General features: G+C 72.2%; 14 protein-coding genes. 4 read left to right on the forward strand and 10 right to left on the reverse strand.

Annotated features, from left to right (window positions below; translation table 11 throughout):
- Positions 1–49: 49 nt before the first annotated feature.
- The 5 genes from ACIBTS_RS26585 to ACIBTS_RS26605 form a co-directional block, all read right to left on the reverse strand.
- Positions 50–1,702 carry a serine/threonine-protein kinase gene (locus ACIBTS_RS26585; RefSeq protein WP_399322643.1) on the reverse strand — a complete coding sequence of 551 codons (1,653 nt, stop codon included), beginning with the start codon at positions 1,700–1,702 and terminating at the stop codon, positions 50–52.
- Positions 1,703–1,764: 62 nt separating this feature from the next.
- A complete protein-coding gene (locus ACIBTS_RS26590) occupies positions 1,765–3,549 on the reverse strand; it encodes a serine/threonine-protein kinase (RefSeq protein WP_399322645.1) in 1,785 nt (594 codons plus the stop codon).
- A gap of 147 nt (positions 3,550–3,696) precedes the next feature.
- Positions 3,697–6,402, reverse strand: coding sequence for a protein kinase (locus ACIBTS_RS26595; RefSeq protein WP_399322646.1), 2,706 nt, complete (start codon positions 6,400–6,402; stop codon positions 3,697–3,699).
- Positions 6,403–6,578: 176 nt separating this feature from the next.
- The gene (locus ACIBTS_RS26600) at positions 6,579–8,768 is read right to left on the reverse strand and encodes a serine/threonine-protein kinase (RefSeq protein ID WP_399322647.1); all 2,190 of its coding nucleotides are present in this window, start codon (positions 8,766–8,768) and stop codon (positions 6,579–6,581) included.
- 266 nt (positions 8,769–9,034) lie between these two features.
- The gene (locus ACIBTS_RS26605; protein ID WP_319674878.1) at positions 9,035–10,741 is read right to left on the reverse strand and encodes a glycerol-3-phosphate dehydrogenase/oxidase; all 1,707 of its coding nucleotides are present in this window, start codon (positions 10,739–10,741) and stop codon (positions 9,035–9,037) included.
- 332 nt (positions 10,742–11,073) lie between these two features.
- Between ACIBTS_RS26605 and ACIBTS_RS26610 the strand changes: the two genes are divergently transcribed.
- Positions 11,074–12,282, forward strand: coding sequence for a nucleotide sugar dehydrogenase (locus tag ACIBTS_RS26610; RefSeq protein ID WP_319674879.1), 1,209 nt, complete (start codon positions 11,074–11,076; stop codon positions 12,280–12,282).
- Between the two features lie 657 nt (positions 12,283–12,939).
- Here the strand turns inward: ACIBTS_RS26610 and ACIBTS_RS26615 are convergent.
- The 4 genes from ACIBTS_RS26615 to ACIBTS_RS26630 form a co-directional block, all read right to left on the reverse strand.
- Positions 12,940–14,064: a GuaB3 family IMP dehydrogenase-related protein gene (locus ACIBTS_RS26615; protein WP_334577769.1), complete on the reverse strand. Its 1,125-nt coding sequence runs from the start codon at positions 14,062–14,064 to the stop codon at positions 12,940–12,942.
- 117 nt (positions 14,065–14,181) lie between these two features.
- On the reverse strand, positions 14,182–15,684 hold the full coding sequence (guaB, locus tag ACIBTS_RS26620) for an IMP dehydrogenase (RefSeq protein WP_079660366.1): 1,503 nt from the start codon (positions 15,682–15,684) through the stop codon (positions 14,182–14,184).
- A 179-nt stretch (positions 15,685–15,863) separates the two neighbouring features.
- Complete coding sequence (locus ACIBTS_RS26625) at positions 15,864–16,451, reverse strand: sigma-70 family RNA polymerase sigma factor (RefSeq protein ID WP_079660367.1); 588 nt, start codon at positions 16,449–16,451, stop codon at positions 15,864–15,866.
- A 446-nt stretch (positions 16,452–16,897) separates the two neighbouring features.
- Complete coding sequence (locus tag ACIBTS_RS26630; RefSeq protein ID WP_003948568.1) at positions 16,898–17,509, reverse strand: response regulator transcription factor; 612 nt, start codon at positions 17,507–17,509, stop codon at positions 16,898–16,900.
- A 379-nt stretch (positions 17,510–17,888) separates the two neighbouring features.
- Here ACIBTS_RS26630 and ACIBTS_RS26635 point away from each other — a divergent pair, with 379 nt between their 5' ends.
- Positions 17,889–18,218, forward strand: coding sequence for a WhiB family transcriptional regulator (locus ACIBTS_RS26635; RefSeq protein WP_020132152.1), 330 nt, complete (start codon positions 17,889–17,891; stop codon positions 18,216–18,218).
- A gap of 64 nt (positions 18,219–18,282) precedes the next feature.
- On the opposite strand, the gene ACIBTS_RS26640 is transcribed toward ACIBTS_RS26635, so the two are convergent.
- Positions 18,283–19,248, reverse strand: coding sequence for a LysR family transcriptional regulator (locus ACIBTS_RS26640; RefSeq protein WP_399322650.1), 966 nt, complete (start codon positions 19,246–19,248; stop codon positions 18,283–18,285).
- Positions 19,249–19,329: 81 nt separating this feature from the next.
- On the opposite strand from ACIBTS_RS26640, the gene ACIBTS_RS26645 reads away from it, so the two are divergent.
- Together ACIBTS_RS26645 and ACIBTS_RS26650 are read left to right on the forward strand one after the other, a co-directional pair.
- A complete protein-coding gene (locus tag ACIBTS_RS26645) occupies positions 19,330–19,998 on the forward strand; it encodes an MOSC domain-containing protein (RefSeq protein WP_399322651.1) in 669 nt (222 codons plus the stop codon).
- 96 nt (positions 19,999–20,094) lie between these two features.
- Complete coding sequence (locus ACIBTS_RS26650) at positions 20,095–20,868, forward strand: SDR family oxidoreductase (protein ID WP_319674883.1); 774 nt, start codon at positions 20,095–20,097, stop codon at positions 20,866–20,868.
- The last annotated feature ends 30 nt before the right edge of the window (positions 20,869–20,898 follow it).

The raw sequence follows: 20,898 nt of genomic DNA on the forward strand, positions 1-20,898 counted from the left end.
GTCGAGGGCCAGGCCGGCGGTCGTCGTGCGGGCCGCCTCGCGGCCGTTCCTACCGTGTCACGAACGTGTCGACGGCGACGTCGAAGTACTCCCGCGCCTCCCGCACCTTCCCGACCGGAGCCGACACCCACACGTCGTACAGCCGCCCGCTCTCCTCCCAGCACAGGTCGTACGTGTGCCGGGGGCCCTCCGCCGCGCTGAAGCCGTCCCAGGTGAACTCCCAGAGGGCGGCGGGGCGTCCGCCGTGTGTGGACTTCGTGACCCGGCCGTCGTGGTAGCCGGGGTTGGTGTCCGCACCCTTGGCCGCCGCCCGCTCCATCACGCTCAGCGGGCCGCCCGGTTGCGGGTCGGCGATCTTGACGCCGAGACGGAAGACCTGCCCCGGGGACATGTAGAAGACCCGCTCGCCCTGCGGCACCCGCGTGAAGCCGTCCGGCACGGCGAGCGCGAACCCGCCGGGGTCGTCGGCCACGCGGTAGCCCGACGGCGCGGAGGGCCCGCGGGTCCCCCCGACGGGCTGCACGGGAACCGCCGTGGAGGAAGGGGGGAAGGCTGCGGAAGAGGAGGGTCGGGGGGTGGGTGTGGGCGCAGGGCTCGTCGTACCGCCGGCCGAACCGCTCGCCGTACCGCTCGTCGACGCACCGGTCCCCGGTGCCGAACTCGTGGGCGTGCGCCCTCCGTCGCCGTCCTTCCCGTTCATCAGCAGCGCCGCCGCCGACACGCCCGCCCCCGCCATCGCGGCGACCAGCAGCGCGGCCACCAGCACCCCCCGCGTCGAGCGCTCCCGGGCGGGCGGGTCCGGCTGTGGCCGGGGAAGATCGGCCTGGGTCGGCGTGTAGCCGGACGACACCGGCTGCGGCGTCCGCCCGGTCTCCAGGTAGGCGCGCAGCAGCCGCTCCGCCTCCGCCCCGCCCAGCCGCCGGTCCGGATCGCGCTCCAACAGGCCCCGTACGACGGGCAGGAGCGGCCCGGCCTGCGCGGGCGTACGGATCTCGGCGAAGACGACGGCATGCAGGATGCCGCCCAACGAGTCGCGCCGGAAAGGGGATTCGCCGCTGAGCGCCGTACACAGCAGCGCGCCCAGCGACCACAGGTCGGCCTCCGCGCCGGTCCGCGCCCCGGACATCCGCTCCGGCGCGGTGTATTCGGGCGAGCCGACGAACGAGCCGGTCTCGGTGAGCGTGGTGGCGCCCGCGACCTGCGCGATGCCGAAGTCGGTGAGGACGACGCGGTCGCTGTCGCGTTCCAGCAGGACGTTCGCGGGCTTGATGTCCCGGTGCAGGACCCCCGCCGCGTGTGCGGCGCGCAGCGCGCCCAGCAGGGCCACGCCGATGCGGGCCACCTCGTCCGGCGCGAGCGGGCCGTGCGCGGCGATCCGGTCGGCGAGCGAGCCGCCGTCGATCAACTCCATGACGATGTACGGGCGTTCGCCGTCCTCGACGACGTCGTGCACGACGATGATGTGCGGGTGGCTCAGCTGGGCGACCGCGCGGGCCTCGCGCAGTGTCCGGTCGCGGCGGCCCCGCGCCTCCTCGTCCGACAGCGTGTCGTCGTGGGTCAGCTCCTTGACGGCGACACGCCGTCCCAGCAGCTGGTCGGTGGCCCGCCACACGACCCCCATGCCGCCGCGCCCGAGCCTCGCCTCCAGCCGGTAACGGCCCGCGATGACCCGTACGTCGTTCCCGCCCCCCTCGGTCCCCATGCGCCCATCATGCCCCACCGGACGCCATGCCTCCGGGACGCCGTCCGGCCAACTGCGGGGAGCTATGAGGCGGGTTCGCGCCAGCTCTGCAGCACGGACCTGAACTGCTTGGCCGTCGTGGCCCAGTCCGCCGCGGGCGAGGACATGTAGATCGCGTACTCGGTGCCGTTGCGGGCGACGTACGTCTCCTCGATCGCGCGGCGCGGCCCGGGGAACTCCGTGTCCTTGGCCTGCGCGGTCCAGGTGTACTCCCACTCGGAGCCGTCGCGGTCGCGGTAGACGTTCTTCTCCAGGGTGACCCGGTTGTAGGCGACCAGCCGCTTGAGCTGCTGCTCCAGGTCGATCTGGTGCGCGTACGGGTCGCTGAAGTCGGGGGACTTGTCGAGGGCGATGCGCACGAAGTGCTTGCCGCCGTCGGGCGAGTAGTCGATCTGCTGGAGGTCGCCGTCGTCCTGGAACACCGTCCGCTCCCAGCCGTCGGGCAGCGAGAGCCCGAAGCCGAGCGGGTCCTCGACCGGCTTCCAGGAGTCGGGCACGGCGCTCGGGGCGCCGATGCCCGTCGGGCTCGGCGATGCGGACGACGACGCCTGCCCCGCCGAACCACTGGCCTCCGGCTGCCCCGTGTCCCACTCCTGCAGCGCCACCGCCGTACCCCCGCCGACCAGCGCGGCGACGACGATCACGAGCGCGAGCGTGCGCAGCCGGCGGCGCCGGGGCGGCCGGCCGACCGACGTGGACGAGTCCGGGCCGATGTGCGTCGGGCCCACGGCCGTCGGGCCGTAGCCGGGAACCGGCGTCGACGCCTCCGGCGGCACGGGAACGTACGCCGTACCAGCGGTACCGGAGATACCACCGGCACCAGAGGTACCACCTGTACCGGGGATACCGCCCGTGCCAGAGATACCGCCCGTGCCCGAAGTAGCGCCCGTGCCCGACGTCGGGCTGAACATGGAGTGCGAGATGGGGTGACCCCCCGTGGCCCGGTCGGGGCCGCCGAACTGCGTCGGCACATACGCCGGTGGCCCGTTCGGGCGCCGTCCCTCGGCCACCTCGGCCAGAAGGTGCTCGGCTTCGGTGGTGTCGGGGCGGGTGGCCGGGTCCTTGCGCAGCAGGGCGGTGATGACGGGGCCGAGCGGGCCGGCGTACTGCGGGTCGGCGGCCTCCTCCTCGACGACGGCCTGCAGCGTGGTCAGCGGCGAGGTGCGCCGGAACGGCGACCGCCCCTCCACCGCCGTGTACAGCGTCGCACCCAGCGCCCACAGGTCGGAGGACGGACCGGGATCGTGGCCGCGCACCCGCTCGGGGGCGAGATAGTCGACGGAGCCGACGACCTCACCGGTGCGCGTGATGGTCGTGTCGCCCTCGATCTGCGCGATGCCGAAGTCGGTGAGCAGGACACGGCCGTCGTGCCCGAGGAGAACGTTGCCGGGCTTGACGTCACGGTGCAGGACGCCCGCGGAGTGCGCGGCACGCAGGGCACGCAGCACCCACAGGCCGATCCGGGCCGCCTCGGCGGGCTCGACGCGCCCGTCCTCCTTGACGGCGTCGGCCAGCGAGCGGCCCTCGACCAGCTCCATCACGATCCACGGCCGGCCGTCGTGTTCGAGCACGTCATGCACGGTGACCACGGCGGAGTGGTTGATCCGCGCCGCCGCGCGCGCCTCCGCCCTGGTCCGCGCCAGCAGGACGCCCCGGTCGCCCTCCGATACGTAGAGCGCGGCCGTCAGCTCCTTGATGGCGACAGCCCGGTGCAGCAGCTCGTCGTGGGCACGCCACACCCGGCCCATGCCGCCGCTGCCGATGGAATCGGCAAGCCGGTAGCGGCCCGCGAGGAGCAGGCCCTGCATCTGATTCACGTTGCCCCGCAATGCTCTTGACAGGCTCAGCGTAAAGACCGGGCCGCATTCGTGGAACCAGCGGGGTCCCAAGGAGACACCACTGTGACGGTTGTCGCTTCCACGACCATGCGGGAACCGGGACGAACCGGGCGACTCTCAGCCGGTGTACTGGTAAGTGGCCGACGCCTGCTCGTACAGCCGCGTGACCTCGTCGCGCTCCGCCTCGGGACCTCTGACCTGCACGATGTGGTACCGCCCTGAGATGAGAACAGCGAGGTTGCGCACGTAGAGCGCGCGTCCGCCACCGTCGGTCCAGGTGAACTGCCCCTCGGCCATGGTCCGCGCGCCCACCGTCGTCGTACGCAGCCCGGAGGCCGTCGCCCAGCTGGAGTCGCGGTACGGCTGGAGCTCGCTCTCCTTCTCCCGCTGGTAGACCATCGGGTCGCTGCCGTTCGACGAGGCGCTGTCGCGTCCCGGTACGACGATCAGCTCGAAGTCCCCGTGCGCGTAGACGACCTGCCCGCGTCCGTTCTTCGGCGTACGGTCCCAGCCGTTGGCCACGGCCACCTGGAAGCCGGCGTCGTCCTTACGGACGGTGAAGCCGTCGGCGACGTTCGCGCCGGCGCCGCCCGTGCTGCCGGTGCCTCCGGTCTGCGTCCGGGTGGCTTCCGAGGACGCGGAGGCCCCGGCGCCCGGCGAGGTCTGGTCGGGCCGGGGCTCGCTGCTCGCGTCGGGCGCCTGGCCCGCCGGCGTCGCCGTGGACCCGGTCCGTTGGGAGCCGTCGGTACCGGCCGCGCCGTCCTCACCGGCCTTGGGCATGAACAGCACGGCGTAGGCGATCGCCGCGGCCAGCACCAGCAGGATCAGCACCAGCAGCGTGCGGCCCAGACTGCGCGGCGAGCGGTCCGTGTCCTGGCGGCCCCGCTTGTGCCGCCCGTGCGTCGCGGGCAGTCCGGCGCGCCGTCTGCGCACCAGCTCGCCCTTGCGGCGGACGATCGGCAGCCGACGCGGATCGGCGGGCGGCGCGGCCACGACGTACGTGCCCGCCTCCGGCTCCGGCGCGGAACGGACCAGCGAGCGCAGCCAGCCCCGCAGTTCCTCGAAGTCGAGGCGCTCGGTGGGGTCCTGGCGCAGCAGCGACTCCACGACCGGCCTGAGCGGTCCGCACTCCTCGGCGAAGGCGGGCGGCTCGGCGCACACCAGCTGCACCAGCTCGGCCGTCGACTCCTCCGGGTACGGCGCATGCCCCTGTACGGCCCGGAAGAGCAGCGCGCCGAGCGCCCACAGGTCGGTCGCGGGACCGATCGGCGCGGCCAGCTGCCAGTTCTCGTGCACGGGTCCGGCCTGCTCGGGCGCCCACCGCTCGGTGACCGGCCCGACGACGGCCATCCGCGCCTGCCGTGCCCGCTCGGCGGCCAGCGCGGTGGCGGGTCCACGCCGGGGAACGCTCCCGGGCGCCTCGGCCGCGAGCTCGTCCCAACGGGCCCCGGCCGGCGCCTCGCCCGACGGTTCCTGCGCGGGCGGGTGGGAAGCGTGCGGGAGCGGAGCATACGGCGACACGCCGGGCACGGGGGCGCCCCGGACACCGTAGGGGTCGGCGATCTGCCCGGGAGGCCCGCCGTCCACGCCCCCGGAGGCGTTGTCCGCCGAGGGCCGGGCGCCGGGCAGGGCCGCCCGCCCGTTCTGCTGCGCCTCCTGGGCCTCCTGCACCCGGGCCGCCGCCCGCGCGCCCGCCCGGTACGCGGCGATCGCCCCGGCCCGCGCGGCACGGATGTCTCCGCCGGTCTCCAGGGGCGCCCTGCGGGCCACCGCCCCGCCCCCACCGGACGCCTCGCCCGCCGGCACCGGCAGCACACCGGTCGCCCGCGCCTCTATGGCAGCCCGCCGAGCAGCCTCAGGATCCACCGCCTCGGCCCCCGACCCAAACCCACCTTCAACAGCACCACCAACCCCAGCCCCACCAAACCCACCAGCAGCCCCACCAACACCACCTGCACCAGCAGGCCCAAGGGCAGCCCCTCTGACACCACCTGCCCCACCTGCCCCAGCACCACCGAGCACACCGGGCCCACCAACACCTCTGGATGCACCGGGATCACTGGAACCACCGGCACCACCGGCACCACCGGGCTGAAGCGGCACCGCGGCCCGAGGCCCGCTGCCTCCACCTGCCCCGCCGCTCCCACCGTTACCGGCGCTACCGCCGGAGGCATCCTCGTCCGTCGGCACCGGGTCGTACCCGCACAGCGCCTCTTCGGCCGCGCCGACCGCGAGGCCGGTCAGCATGACCCGCCCGTCGTCGCAGACGAGGACCGTGCGCGCGGTGATGTTCCGGTGCACCCAGCCATGTGCGTGCAGCACCCGCAGCGCCGTGAGCACGTCGGAGGCGACCTCGGCCGCCCGGTACGGCGTCAGCGGCTGCTCGGCGAGCAGTGCCGCCAGCGGCCGGGCGGCGACCAGTTCACTCACTATCCACAGCGAACCGCCCTCGGCGAACACGTCGAAGACCTGGTCCAGCCGCGGATGGTCGGGAATGCTCGCCGCGGCCTGCGCCGCCTCCATCGCCCGCCGTACGACAGGGTCGGCGGGCCGTCTCGTCCCGGCGCCCGCACCCGCACCCGCGCCCACACCCCGTGCCCCCGGCCGCCGTGCGCCGCGCTCGCGGGCCGTGAACCCGTCGGGCAGCCCCTCCGCGTCGAGCACCTCCGCCTCGACGACCTCCGGCAACGGCACCTGGCGAACCAGGACTTCCTGCCCGCTGTAGGTGTCGAAGGCCCGGGTCTCGGTGAGTTCGTACTCGTCGGAGGGCGGCAGCGGCAGGCGGTAGCGGTCGACGAGTACCCGACCCGCATAGTCGTCCACGTTGCCTCCCCCGGCCACCCGGTCGGTCAATTCCGTTCGCCTTGCGTGCCGTTACAGCCTTATCCGGCCGTGTTGCCGGATGCGTACGGTCCGCAAGCACTCACGATACGTGCCGGAGGCAACCCGCAGAGAGGGGATGCGAGATCTCGCGCCCCCAACACGGTCGCCGACGGCCGCTACTTCTTCGGCGTGAAGGTGTCCGTCAGCGTCGTCCAGGTGGTCGCCCGCAGGTCGGTGCCCCAGGCGGCGGACTTCGCCGCGTACATCAGCGCGTACCCCTGGCTGGCGCTCACGACGAACCCGCGGTCGATCGTGCGGTACGCCGTCCCGCGCTTCGTGTAGGTGAACTCCCAGTCGGCCGTGTTCCAGCCCCGGTAGTTCACCTTCTCTATTCGGATCTTCTTGTACTGAGAACGCTCCATGGAGCGCTCCTGGTTCTTCCAGTCGGCGACGGGATCGTCCTTGGGCGTGGTCGTCCAGGCGACGAGCAGCGTCTGTCCGTCGGGCCCGGTGAAACGGTCCCCCGCTGCGTCCGAGGACTTGTACTTCCACCCTGTGGGCAGCCCGATCGAGTAGCCCTGACCGCCCTGGTACGTCGTCGCCGCCTTGCTGGTCTCGGTGGCGTTGACGCCGGACCCGGCGCCGCCGTCCGTGGCGGTGTTGCTGGGCGTGGCACCGGACGAGGAGCCGGACGGCGCCGACGACCCGTCCGTACGCGTCCCGCTGCCCTCGTCCTCCTTGGTGCCGGCGCTCGCGCTGCCGCCGGCCGCCGTCCGGGAACCGCCGCCGCTCTTCGAGCCGCCCGCGGTGTCGTCGCCACCGCCGAGCGTGAGGGCCAGCACGGTGCCGAGCACCGCGAGCACCACGACCACGGCGATGATCACGAGCGTCCGCTTCGGCACCACGTCGGTCAGCGGGGCCCTGGGCACGGGCCGCGGCGGCAGGTCCGGCGGCGTCATCACGGGCCATCCCGAACTCCGCCCGCCCGCTTCCCCGTTCCCCCGCGAACCGGAAGCGGAAGCCGAAGCGGAAGCGGAGGCCGGGCCGGAAGGGGAGCCGGAACGCGCCGCAGGAACCGACGGGGACGACGACGGCGAAGCCGATGCCGCTCCGGCCGCCGGCCTGGACGCCGACGCCGGTGCCGACGCCGAGGCTGATGCCGTCCTGGCCTGGGACGCCGGTGAGGCAGGCGTGGCGGCGGGTGGGGCAGCGGCAGACCGTGCGGCCCCGGCAGACCGTGCGGCCCCGGTACCCCGTGCCGCCCCGCCGTTGGGCGCCTCGCCCGCACTCATGGAACCGGAAGCACCCGGCCCGTTCGCCGACTTGGCGCGGGACGCGGCCGCCGAGGTGGCCGCGCCCGCCGCGACGGCGGCCTTCCGCACGGACCGGAACGCCCCGCGCAGCTTCTCGCCCGCCTCAGCGCCCGACGAACTCCCCTTTCCTCCCGGGGCGTCCGGCTGTGCCGGCAGCGGCACGACCTTCGTCGCGTCGGCCGGCTCCGCGTGACGCGGCTCGGGGGCGTGAAGCACCGCGTTGAACATCGCCCGCGCACCGGCGTCGTCGAGTCGCCGCGCGGGATCCTTGGTGAGCAGCCCGTAGATGACGTCCTTCAGCGGGCCCGCGTTCTTCGGCTCCTCCAACTGCTCGGTCATCACCGCGGTGAGCGTCGCGATCGCGGAGCCCTTGTCGTACGGGGGCGCGCCTTCGACCGCCGCGTACAGCAGACCGCCGAGCGACCACAGGTCGGCCGCCGGTCCCGGCTTGTGCCCGCGGGCCCGCTCCGGGGAGATGTAGGAGGGCGCGCCGACGAGCATGCCGGTGGAGGTGATCGACGGGTCGCCCTCGACCTGGGCGATGCCGAAGTCGGTGAGCACGACCCGGCCGTCCTCGGCGATCAGCACGTTGGACGGCTTCACGTCACGGTGCAGGATGCCTTCGCGGTGCGCCGACCGCAGCACGTCGAGGATCGCCAGCCCGACCTCGGCCGCGCGCTTCGGCTCCAGCACGCCGTCCTCGCGGATGACCTCGGCGAGCGACTTGCCCTCGACGAGCTCCATCACGATCCACGGCCGGTCGTCCTCCTCGACCACGTCGAAGACCGTCACCGCGCTGTTGTTGCGGATCCGCGCGATGGCCTTGGCCTCGCGCAGCGTCCGCGTGATCAGCCGCCGCTTCTCGTCCTCGTCGATGTTCCCCGGGAACCGCAGCTCCTTGACGGCGACCGTGCGCCCGAGGGTCTCGTCCTCGGCACGCCACACCGTCCCCATGCCGCCGCGGCCGAGTACGTCTCCAAGCCGGTACCGCCCGGCGAGGAGACGTGCGCTCTTGTCCTGACGGGATGACCCCGCCCGCTCCGCCTCCGACATGCGTCCCCTCATGCAACCCGCCCTGACAGAGCCTCCATTGTCCCTCACCCGACAAGTGCCCGACGCCCAGGGTGCCCCTCATCGCATCCCGCCCGCCCCCCAGAAGTGGATCATTCCGGCCAGAAGGCCGAGTTCTGCCCTCGCACCCCGTAGAACGAGCCGGTTCCGAACAGGGATCCCGGTTCCCTACGCTCGTTCGAGTGAACCGGCCGCACACAGGCCCAAGTCGGCAGAGGCAGGTGGGAGTCGAGGCGGACCGGAGCAGATCAGAAGGGCACGATGTCCGGTGCGCCCAGGCGGGCCGCGTCCGCCGTCAGGTCGTCGGGCTGGCGTTGCGACTCCCGCTCGGCCTCCACCCGCTTCTCGTAGTGCTGGACCTCGCGTTCGATGTGGTCCTTGTCCCAGCCGAGGACCGGCGCCATCAGTTCGGCGGCCTCCCGGGCGCTGCGCGTGCCGCGGTCGAACGTCTCGATGGAGATGCGCGTACGGCGCGTCAGCACGTCGTCCAGATGGCGTGCTCCCTCGTGGGAGGCGGCGTAGACGATCTCGGCGCGCAGATAGTCGTCGGCGGCCTGGAGCGGCTCGCCGAGCGAGGGGTCGGCCGCGATGAGATCCAGCACCTCCTCCGCCAGCGAACCGTAACGGTTCAGCAGGTGCTCCACGCGCACCACGTGCAGGCCCGTCCGCGCGGCGGTCCGCGCCCGCGCGTTCCACAGCGCCGGGTAGCCCTCCGCGCCCAGCAGCGGCACGTCCTCCGTGACGCAGTCGGCGACCCGCTGGTCGAGCCCGTGCACCGCCTCGTCGGTCGCGTCCTTCGCCATCACCCGGTACGTCGTGTACTTGCCGCCCGCCACGACCACCAGTCCCGGCACCGGATGCGCGACGGTGTGCTCCCGCGACAGCTTGCTGGTGGCGTCGGACTCGCCTGCCAGCAGCGGCCGTAGCCCCGCGTACACGCCCTCGACGTCGTCCCTGGTCAGCGGCACCGCGAGCACCGAGTTCACATGCTCGAGGAGGTAGTCGATGTCGGCGCTGGACGCGGCCGGGTGGGCCTTGTCGAGGTCCCAGTCGGTGTCGGTGGTGCCGATGATCCAGTGCCGGCCCCAGGGGATGACGAACAGCACGGACTTCTCGGTTCGCAGGATCAGGCCGGTGGAGGAGCTGATGCGGTCCCGCGGCACGACGAGGTGGATTCCCTTGGAGGCGCGGACGTGGAACTGGCCCCGCTCCCCCACCATGGCCTGCGTGTCGTCGGTCCACACGCCTGTGGCGTTGACGATCTGCCGGGCGCGGACCTCGTACTCCCCGCCCGCCTCGACGTCCTGTACGCGCGCGCCCACGACCCGTTCGCCCTCGCGCAGAAAGCCCGTCACCCGCGCGCGGTTGGCCGCCTTCGCCCCGTAGGCCGCCGCGGTGCGCACCAGGGTGGCGACGAAGCGGGCGTCGTCCATCTGCGCGTCGTAGTACTGCAACGCGCCGATCAGGGCGTCCTTCTTCAAGGCGGGGGCGACACGCAGCGCGTGACGGCGGGTCAGGTGGCGGTGCGTCGGCAGGCCCCGGCCGTGCCCGCGGGCCATGGACATCGCGTCGTAGAGCGCGACGCCCGAACCGGCGTACAGCCGCTCCCAGCCCTTGTGCTGAAGCGGGTACAGGAAGGGCACCGGCTTCACGAGGTGCGGAGCGAGCCGCTCCAGCAGCAGCCCGCGTTCCTTGAGCGCTTCCCGCACGAGGGCGAAGTCGAGCATCTCCAGGTAGCGCAGGCCGCCGTGGATCAGCTTGCTGGACCTGCTCGACGTGCCCGACGCCCAGTCGCGTGCCTCGACCAGTCCGGTGGACAGGCCGCGCGTCACGGCGTCCAGGGCGGTGCCCGCGCCGACCACGCCCGCTCCCACCACCAGCACGTCCAGCTCGCGCTCGGCCATGGCCGCCAGTGACTCGGCTCGCTGCGCCGGCCCCAGTGTCGCTGTCCTCACCGCTGCCTCCCGCTGTCGGTCGCGCCGGCCGCACCCGTCAGGGCGAAGCCCGGTCCATACCCTTCATGCCCAAATTCTGACGGTGTTGCCCGACTTCAGCCACCACTCGCCCCCAGCCTGTGGACAACTCTCGCGGAACCGGAGCGGACCTCCCGGGAAACGGGCCGGCCGCACACGGCCGCGCACGGCGGGTCAACACGGCAGGCCAACACAGCCGACCAATCCCACATAACGGTCATATTTACTCCTAGTCTGACATTGCGCTCGTCCATCCTGTCCACCGGGCTTGCGCACCTGTCCCACCTCGGTTATTGGGAAGGACGGCATACGCCATGCCCGCAGATCTCGCCGTCATCGGACTCGGCCCGCTCGGCCTGCCCCTGGCCCAGGCCGCCGTGGCCGCCGGCGTCCCCACCGTCGGCTACCGCACCGGCCCCGAGGCCGGCTCCCTCAGCCCCGCCGAACTGCGCCGGATGCTCTCGGGGGGCTTCCGGCCGGCCACCAACCCCGCCGAACTGGGCCGCGTGCGCACCGCCGTCATCTGCGCCCCGACCTCGCGCGACGCGGACGGCGCACTCGACCTGAGCCAGGTGGAGGCGGCCGCCCGCACCCTCGCCGGACACCTGCGCCCGCACACCACCGTGATCCTGGAGTCGCCCGTGTACCCCGGTGCAACGGAGGAATTCCTGCGACCGCTGCTGGAGGAGATGTCCGGCCTGCGCGCGGGCCGCGATTTCCACCTCGCCTACTCCCCCAGCCGGGTCGACCCGGGCAGTCGCGCCTTCACCCCGGCCAACACCCCGAAGGTCATCGGCGGACTCACCCCCGCCTGCACCGAGTCCGCGGCGACCTTCTACAGCCGCCTCACCGACAAGGTGGTACGCGCGCGTGGCCTGCGGGAAGCCGAGACCGTGCAGCTTCTGGAGACCAACTTCCGGCACGTCAACATCGCCCTCGTCAACGAGATGGCCGTCCTCTGCCACGACTTGGGCGTCGACCTGTGGGACGTCGTCCGCTGCGCCGAGACCAAGCCGTTCGGCTTCGAGTCCTTCCGCCCCGGACCCGGCGTCGGCGGCCACTCCGTCCCCCTGGACCGCACCGGCCGGCCCGGCAGCCCCCTGCGCATGGTGGAACTCGCCCAACAGGTCAACAGCCGCATGCCCCGCTACGTCGTCCAGCGCGCCGCCGCCCTCCTCAACGAGTACGGCAAGTCGGCGCGGGGCGCGCGCGTGCTGCTCCTCGGCGTCACCTACAAGCCCGACCTCGCCGACCAGCAGGGCACACCCGCGCGCGAGATCGCGATCCGCCTGATGGAACTGGGCGCGGCCGTCAGCTACCACGACCCGCACGTCCCGTCCTGGAGCGTCCTGGACCGCCCGGTCCCCCGCGCCGACTCCCTCTACGAGGCCGCCGCCGAAGCCGATCTGACGATCCTCCTCCAACAGCACCGCACGTACGACCTCCAGGGCCTGTCGGTGAAGGCCCAGCTGTTGCTGGACACGCGGGGCGCGACTCCCACGGGGGCGGCGCACCGGTTGTGAACCGGGGCGCACACGCTCGACCCGGGCTCCTGGAGCTGGTGGCGCACGACCCTGCCCGCCGGTAACGTACGAAGCGGGTGGAGCCCTCCGCAGCGGGAACTGCGGCGGGCTCCAGATGGATCACGGAGTGTCCGCCCCTAGTGTGTTTGGGGGCGGCCGCTCACCACCCGAAAAGGGTGGAGCCCGCCGCAGTGGGCACTGCGGCGGGCTCCAGATGGTTCACGGAGTGTCCGCCCCTAGTGTGTTTGGGGGCGGCCGCTCACCATCCGAAAAGACGCAAGATCCACCTCCTCCGGCACTGCACCATCCGAAGACGGAGTCGGTCCCAGCGGGTGGGCTTGCGGTGGCGTCCCATGGGCGCCCCCTTCCACGACACCGCCCATACCCGGTGGACGGCACGTTCAGGAACTCGGGCCGGGCCCCGAGGGCGGGGTCCGGAACACATGTCCTTGGAAGGGGGCACCCCACACAACTGGGGCGCCGACAGGGACGCTACCGCCCACGACCCCCCTGACCAGCCCACATCCGCCCCGAACGCAACCGCACGCCCCCACGCCACGCGCCCCGGCCCGCCCGTCGGCGGGCGAACGTGCAAACGAGAGGGGCCGGTCATCTCACCCGGGTGAGATGACCGGCCCCTTTCGGCCGTCCGGGGAACTACCGCCGGTGCACCGAGTCCGCCACCGTGACCTCGACCCGCTGGAACTCCTTGAGCTCGCTGTAGCCGGTGGTGGCCATGGCGCGGCGCAGGGCGCCGAAGAAGTTCATCGAGCCGTCGGGCGTGTGCGAGGGGCCCGTGAGGACCTCCTCGATGGTGCCGACCGTGCCGAGGTCGACCTTCTTGCCGCGCGGCAGCTCCTCGTTGACGGCCTCCATGCCCCAGTGGTGGCCACGGCCCGGCGCGTCGGTCGCGCGCGCGAGCGGGGAGCCCATCATCACCGAGTCGGCGCCGCAGGCGATCGCCTTGGGCAGGTCGCCGGACCAGCCGACGCCGCCGTCCGCGATCACGTGCACATACCGGCCGCCGGACTCGTCCATGTAGTCGCGGCGGGCCGCGGCGACGTCCGCCACCGCCGTCGCCATCGGGACCTGGATGCCCAGCACGTTGCGCGTGGTGTGCGCCGCGCCGCCGCCGAAGCCGACCAGGACGCCCGCCGCACCCGTGCGCATCAGGTGCAGGGCCGCCGTGTAGGTGGCGCAGCCGCCGACGATCACCGGGACGTCGAGCTCGTAGATGAACTGCTTCAGGTTCAGCGGCTCGTGCGAGCCGGAGACGTGCTCGGCCGACACCGTCGTACCGCGGATGACGAAGATGTCCACGCCCGCGTCGACGACGGCCTTGGAGAACTGGGCCGTGCGCTGCGGGGAGAGCGCGGCGGCGGTGACCACACCGGAGTCGCGCACCTCCTTGATGCGCCGGCCGATCAGGTCTTCCTTGATGGGGGCGGCGTAGATCTCCTGGAGGCGGCGGGTGGCCGCCTCGACGGGCAGGCCCACGATCTCGTCGAGCAGCGGCTGCGGGTCCTCGTGCCGCGTCCACAGGCCCTCGAGGTTGAGCACGCCGAGGCCGCCCAGCTCGCCGATGCGGATCGCGGTGGCCGGGGAGACGACCGAGTCCATGGGGGCGGCCAGGAAGGGCAGCTCGAAACGGTAGGCGTCGATCTGCCAGGCGATCGAGACCTCCTTCGGGTCCCGCGTACGGCGGCTGGGGACGACGGCGATGTCGTCGAAGGCGTACGCCCGGCGGCCGCGCTTGCCGCGCCCGATCTCGATCTCAGTCACGTGTGTGGCCTTTCCCTGATGCGTTCAGCGTCTTCCAGTATCGCCGACGGGCACGACAAGGGCGGCCCCGGATGCTCCGGGACCGCCCTCGCCGTGCCGCACGCGCGCGCGTGACAACTACTTGCTGCTGTAGTTCGGCGCCTCGACCGTCATCTGGATGTCGTGCGGGTGGCTCTCCTTGAGGCCCGCGGAGGTGATCCGGACGAAGCGGCCCTTGGACTCCATCTCCTCGATGGTGGCGGCGCCCACGTAGCCCATGGTCTGGCGCAGACCGCCGACGAGCTGGTGCAGCACGTTGCCGAGCGGGCCGCGGTAGGGCACCTGGCCCTCGATGCCCTCGGGCACGAGCTTGTCGTCGGCGGCGACCTCGGCCTGGAAGTAGCGGTCCTTGGAGTACGACTTGGCCTGGCCGCGGGACTGCATGGCGCCCAGCGAGCCCATGCCGCGGTACGACTTGAACTGCTTGCCGTTGATGAACTGCAGCTCGCCCGGGGACTCCTCGCAGCCCGCGAGCAGTGAGCCCAGCATCACCGTGTCGGCGCCGGCGGCGAGCGCCTTGCCGATGTCGCCGGAGTACTGCAGGCCGCCGTCGCCGATCAGCGGGATGCCCGCCGGGCGGGCGGCGAGGGAGGCCTCGTAGATGGCGGTGACCTGCGGGACGCCGATGCCGGCGACCACGCGGGTGGTGCAGATCGAGCCGGGGCCGACGCCGACCTTGATGCCGTCGACGCCGGCGTCGATCAGGGCCTGGGCGCCGTCGCGGGTGGCGACGTTGCCGCCGATCACGTCGACGCGGACGCTCGACTTGATCTTCGACATCCAGCTGAGGGCGTTGCTGTTGTGGCCGTGCGATGTGTCGACGACCAGGAAGTCCACGCCGGCCTCGGCGAGGGCCTGGGCGCGCTCCAGCGCCTCGGGGCTGGCTCCGACGGCGGCGCCGACGAGGAGGCGGCCCTCGCCGTCCTTCGCCGCCCGGGGGTACTGCTCGGCCTTGACGAAGTCCTTGACGGTGATGAGGCCCTTGAGGACGCCCGCCTCGTCGACCAGGGGAAGCTTCTCGATCTTGTGGCGGCGCAGCAGCTCCATGGCGTCCGTGCCGGAGATGCCGACGTGGCCGGTGACCAGCGGCATCGGCGTCATGACCTCGCGCACCTGACGGGTGCGGTCGGACTCGAAGGCCATGTCGCGGTTGGTGACGATGCCGAGGAGCTTCTTGTCGCCGTCGGTGACCGGGACGCCGCTGATGCGGAACTTCGCGCACAGGGCGTCGGCCTCGGCGAGCGTGGCGTCCGGGTGCACGGTGATCGGGTCGGTGACCATGCCGGACTCGGAGCGCTTCACCAGGTCGACCTGGTTGACCTGGTCCTCGATGGAGAGGTTGCGGTGCAGCACGCCGACGCCGCCCTGGCGGGCCATCGCGATCGCCATGCGGGACTCGGTGACCTTGTCCATCGCCGCCGACAGCAGCGGGATGTTGACACGGACGTTCCGGGAGATGCGGGACGAGGTGTCGACCGCGTTGGGGAGCACCTCGGATGCGCCCGGCAGCAGCAGCACGTCGTCGTAGGTGAGCCCGAGGGTCGCGAATTTTCCGGGCACTCCGTCGACGTTGGCAGTCATGACACCTTCCCCAAATGGCCTTGATCGGTGCGGATGTCCATGCTAACGGGAAGCGCACCTCCCGAATTCCACGGTCGAGTGTGACTCCGGGCTTCGTATGTTCGTACGGAAACAGTGGGCCGCCTGTTCACCGAAGGCACTGTTACCGGGATCTGTGGCGGGATCCGTTACCAGGACGGCTACTGCTCGGCGAGCGCCCGCAGCCTGCTCAGCGCCCGGTGCTGGGCCACACGGACCGCGCCGGGTGACATTCCCAACATCTGGCCGGTCTCCTCTGCGGTGAGGCCCACCGCGATGCGCAGCAGGAGCAGTTCCCGCTGGTTCTCGGGCAGGTTGGCCAGCAGTTTCTTGGCCCATTCGGCATCGCTGCTGAGGAGGGCGCGCTCCTCGGGGCCGAGCGAGTCGTCCGGACGTTCGGGCATCTCGTCGGACGGGACCGCCGTCGAGCCCGGGTGACGCATCGCGGCGCGCTGGAGGTCGGCGACCTTGTGCGCTGCGATGGCGAAGACGAAGGCTTCGAAGGGCCTGCCGGTGTCCCGGTAGCGGGGCAGGGCGAGGAGGACGGCCACGCAGACCTCCTGGGCGAGGTCCTCCACGAAGTGCCGTGCGTCGCCGGGCAGCCGGGACAGCCGGGTGCGGCAGTAACGCAGGGCCAGCGGGTGGACGTGGGCCAGCAGGTCGTGGGTGGCCTGCTCGTCGCCGTCCACGGCGCGATGGACGAGCGATCCGATCGTCCCCACGGCAGTGACCGCCTCGTCATCGCGCATCGGTCCATGGTGCACTGCGGCCGGACCAGCCGCGGCACCGTGCCCGTCGTTGTGCACCGAAGCGTTATGAGCAGGTGCGCCGGAACTCATCCCCTGCGCCCTCCCCTTCCGCTCGACCGACTCGTCCCCGAGGAACTCCACACCTCAAGGATGCGGCATCCGCGGCGAAACGAGCAGCGGGCACCCGGCGGGACGGGGTGCCGCTCCCGCCCGCCGTGCGGCGGGAGGGGGTGTCACCCGGCCTCCGGACCGCTTCTGAGCAGGGAGATTCGCCCATGAGCCCGCTCCCCTCACTGAATGACCGATGTCACCCTGAACCGGCCCGATCCGGATGCGATCCGGATGTGATCCGGACTCGATCCGAACCGGTCCGATGGCCGGACGGCCCAGGACCTGTCCCCTTGCGGACCGGTCCGGGCCACGGGGCCGGGCAGCCGGGGCAGTCGCTAACGGACCAGTCCCCAGCGGAAGCCGAGCGCCACGGCGTGCGCGCGGTCCGAGGCGCCGAGTTTCTTGAACAGCCGCCGCGCGTGCGTCTTGACGGTGTCCTCGGAGAGGAACAGCTCGCGACCGATCTCCGCGTTGGAGCGGCCGTGACTCATGCCTTCGAGGACCTGGATCTCACGCGCGGTGAGCGTGGGCGCCGCGCCCATCTCGGCCGAGCGCAGCCGGCGCGGGGCGAGCCGCCACGTCGGGTCGGCGAGGGCCTGGGTGACGGTCGCGCGCAGTTCCGCACGCGAGGCGTCCTTGTGCAGGTAGCCGCGGGCGCCGGCGGCGACCGCGAGGGCGACGCCGTCCAGGTCCTCGGCGACGGTCAGCATGATGATGCGTGCGCCGGGGTCGGCGGACAGCAGCCGCCGTACGGTCTCGACGCCGCCCAGTCCGGGCATGCGTACGTCCATCAGAATCAGGTCCGAGCGGTCGGCACCCCAGCGGCGGAGGACTTCCTCGCCGTTGGCCGCCGTCGTCACGCGCTCGACGCCGGGCACGGTCGCGACCGCGCGGCGGAGCGCCTCTCGGGCAAGCGGGGAGTCGTCGCAGACGAGGACGGAAGTCATGGCCGCCCTCCGCAGCTGATGCGCGTCACCTTGTGCCTCCAGGCTGGTACGAATCGTCACCTGTGCGGTCGACCGTCTCGGACGCCTGCCCGAGCGTTTGTGTTTTCAACCGCCACCGCACTCTCAACGACGGTCACTCGAAAGAGTTACGGGGCTGCGTGCATTCTTCGGCACTCTACGTGAGGGCGCGGACACAGAGGAGACAGCCACACGGACCCTCAAGCTTTCATCACAACCCATGCCCCATTCAGACCTATTTCTTCCCTTTTACTGGTGTCTGAGGCTAGATTCGCAATGAGTCATATTTTCATCTCCTTAGATCGTAGTTGTACGGTCGTGGGCACCGTATCCGCTCAGAACGGCTACAAGGGGTCACGCAATGGCAGATTTCTCCCGCCTTCCCGGACCGAACGCCGACCTGTGGGACTGGCAGCTGCTGGCTGCCTGCCGCGGGGTGGACAGTTCGCTCTTCTTCCATCCGGAGGGTGAGCGCGGGGCGGCTCGGAGCGCTCGAGAGAACTCGGCCAAGGAGGTCTGCATGAGGTGCCCGGTCCGTGCGCAGTGCGCAGCGCACGCGCTGGCGGTACGCGAGCCGTACGGCGTCTGGGGCGGGTTGACCGAGGACGAGCGCGAGGAGCTCATGGGGCGGGCGCGCAACCGCCTGGTATCGGCGTCCTCCGGCGCGAGAGACGCCTCGTCGAACACATGAAGGAACGTTTCTTCAGAGCGGAGGGCACGCGCGCGTGCCCTCCGCTTCGTTCTGGGGCGCTGCCCTACTGGCGCGCCGCGGCCCGTCCCAGCTGCTCCAGCGTGGCCGTCACGGCCGGCACCTGGGCCAGGTCGGGCAGGGTGAGCGCGACGATCTCCCGCCGCACCGGCGGTTCCAGCGTCACCGCGCGGGCGCCCCGGGGCCGTACGGAGTCGATCGCGAGCTGGGGCAGGACGGCGACGCCGAGGCCGGCGCCCACCAGGCCGACCACCGCCGGGTAGTCGTCGGTCGCGAAGTCGATACGGGGCGTGAAGCCCGCGTTCTCGCACACCTGGACGAGCTGGCCGCGGCAGCGCGGGCAGCCGGCGATCCACGGCTCGGCCGCGAGGTCGCCGATGGCGACGGACCCCCGGGCGCCGGTGCGCGCGAGGCGGTGGCCTTCGGGGACGAGAGCGACCAGCCGGTCCGTCAGCAGCGGCCGTACGACCAGGTCGTCCCACTCGCCTTCGCCGGCTTCCCTGGCTTCCGCGGCTTTCCCGGCTTTCCCTGCCCCACCGCCGCCGTTGCCCGTGGTGCGTTCGTAGCGGAAGGCGAGGGCGATGTCGCAGTCGCCCTCGCGCAGCAGTTCGACCGACCTCGGGGGCTCGGCCTCCTCCAGGGAGACGCGGGTGCCGGGGTGGGCCGCACGCAGGGCGGCGAGGGCGGTCGGGACGAGGGTGGAGCTGCCGCTGGGGAAGGAGACCAGGCGGACCCGGCCGGCCCGCAGGCCCGCGATGGCGGCGACCTCCTCCTCGGCGGCGGTCAGTCCGGAGAGGATGCCGGCCGCATGCCGGACGAGAGCCTCGCCCGCCTGGGTCAGGCGCATCTCGCGGCCGCTGCGGACCAGCAGGGGTGTGCCGACGGACGCCTCCAGGGCCTTCATCTGCTGGCTGACGGCCGGCTGGGTGCAGCCCAGCTCGCGCCCGGCCGCCGAGAACGAGCCGGTGGCGGCCACGGCGCGCAGGACACGGAGATGACGGGCCTCGATCATGACGTCGAGCATAAGCGAAGCTTGGACATGGCGGCGAATAATCGGTCGACGCTTTGACATCCGGTCGCTTAGCGTGGCGGCATGAGACTTCTGGCAGTCAACCTGGGCCGTGCGAAGGCTGTGCCGTACACGGACAACCCGGAGGGCGTGACCGGGATCGACAAACGGCCGGTGGAGGGGCCGGTGCGGGTGGCCGCGCCCGGCCCCAAGGGCATCGGCGGGAGCGGGCTGGCCGGGGACGCGGTGTGCAAGAGACAACACCACGGCGGCGACGACCAGGCCGTGTACGCGATGGCGCGCGAGGACCTCGACGAGTGGGAACGCGCGCTGGGCCGCCCCCTGGCCGACGGGGCGTTCGGCGAGAACCTCACGACGGCGGGCCTCGACGTGTCCGGCGCGCTGGTCGGGGAGCGCTGGCGCATCGGATCCGGTGTCGTACTGGAGATCACCTGCGGGCGCATCCCCTGTATGACCTTTCAGGGGCACCTGGGCGAGCAGCGGTGGGTGAAGCGGTTCACCGAGCGCGGCGCGCCGGGGGCGTATCTGCGGGTGATCGCGCCGGGTGAGATCCGCGCCGGGGACCCGGTGGAGATCGTGCACCGGCCGGACCACGACGTGACGGTGGCGCTGCAGTTCCGGGCCGTCACCACGCACCGGGAGCTGCTGCCCCGGCTGCTCGCGGCGGGCGAGGCGCTGCATCCGGAGTCACTGGCCGCGGCCCGGAAGTACGCGGCGGAGCACGGGGGCTGAGCCCAGGTCACGGGCCCGGCGCTCACCGGGCCTTCACGTTCGGGAGGCCGCGTGCAGAGAACGGACGGAGGCACTCCGGGTCATTACGCTTCTGCCATGACAACGGCTCTCATTACGGGTTCGACCGCGGGCATCGGTGCCGCGTTCGCACGCAGACTCGCGGCGGACGGGCATGATCTCGTCCTCGTGGCACGGGACACCAAGCGGCTGCGCGAGCAGGCGACCGAGTTGCACGACCGGCACGGCATCGAGGCGGAGGTGCTGACGGCCGACCTGGCGACGGACGAGGGCATCGAGACGGTGGCCGCCCGGCTCAACGACCGCAAGAACCCCGTCGACCTGCTGATCAACAACGCGGGCTTCGGCAACAAGGGCCGCTATCTCGACGTGTCCATGGCCGACGAGCTGAAGATGCTCAAGGTGCACTGCGAGGCGGTGCTGCGGCTGACGTCCGCGGCGGCGACGACGATGCGGGAGCGCGGGCGAGGGGGCGTGGTCAACGTGGCCTCGGTGGCGGCGTTCGTGCCGCGCGGGACGTACGGGGCGTCCAAGGCGTGGGTCGTGCAGTTCACGCAGGGTGCGGCGAAGGATCTGGCGGGCAGCGGGGTGCGGCTGATGGCGCTGTGCCCGGGGTTCGTGCGCACGGAGTTCCACGAGCGGGCCGGGATGGGCACGGACAACATCCCGGGCTGGATGTGGCTGGACGCGGACAAGCTGGTCGCGGCGGCGCTGGACGATCTGGCGCGCGGGAAGTCGCTGTCGATTCCCGACCCGCGCTACAAGGCGCTGATGGGGCTGGTGAAGGTGACGCCCCGGTCGCTGCTGGGCGGGATCAGCTCGAAGACGGGACGCAAGTACGGGCCTCGGTGACCGGGCTCGGCGGGGACCGCTCTGGTGGGC

Source organism: Streptomyces sp. NPDC050121 (genome assembly GCF_044460385.1).
Classification (GTDB): Bacteria; Actinomycetota; Actinomycetes; order Streptomycetales; family Streptomycetaceae; genus Streptomyces; species Streptomyces soliscabiei.

Bases quoted from the DNA above. Each gene is read 5' to 3' on its own strand.
- ACIBTS_RS26590 (WP_399322645.1), bottom strand. From the start codon at position 3,549: ATGCAGGGCCTGCTCCTCGCGGGCCGCTACCGGCTTGCCGATTCCATC.
- ACIBTS_RS26630 (WP_003948568.1), bottom strand. From the start codon at position 17,509: ATGACTTCCGTCCTCGTCTGCGACGACTCCCCGCTTGCCCGAGAGGCG.
- ACIBTS_RS26640 (WP_399322650.1), bottom strand. From the start codon at position 19,248: ATGATCGAGGCCCGTCATCTCCGTGTCCTGCGCGCCGTGGCCGCCACC.
- ACIBTS_RS26625 (WP_079660367.1), bottom strand. From the start codon at position 16,451: ATGCGCGATGACGAGGCGGTCACTGCCGTGGGGACGATCGGATCGCTC.
- guaB (WP_079660366.1), bottom strand. From the start codon at position 15,684: ATGACTGCCAACGTCGACGGAGTGCCCGGAAAATTCGCGACCCTCGGG.
- ACIBTS_RS26585 (WP_399322643.1), bottom strand. From the start codon at position 1,702: ATGGGGACCGAGGGGGGCGGGAACGACGTACGGGTCATCGCGGGCCGT.
- ACIBTS_RS26600 (WP_399322647.1), bottom strand. From the start codon at position 8,768: ATGTCGGAGGCGGAGCGGGCGGGGTCATCCCGTCAGGACAAGAGCGCA.
- ACIBTS_RS26610 (WP_319674879.1), top strand. From the start codon at position 11,074: ATGCCCGCAGATCTCGCCGTCATCGGACTCGGCCCGCTCGGCCTGCCC.
- ACIBTS_RS26635 (WP_020132152.1), top strand. From the start codon at position 17,889: ATGGCAGATTTCTCCCGCCTTCCCGGACCGAACGCCGACCTGTGGGAC.
- ACIBTS_RS26650 (WP_319674883.1), top strand. From the start codon at position 20,095: ATGACAACGGCTCTCATTACGGGTTCGACCGCGGGCATCGGTGCCGCG.
- ACIBTS_RS26645 (WP_399322651.1), top strand. From the start codon at position 19,330: ATGAGACTTCTGGCAGTCAACCTGGGCCGTGCGAAGGCTGTGCCGTAC.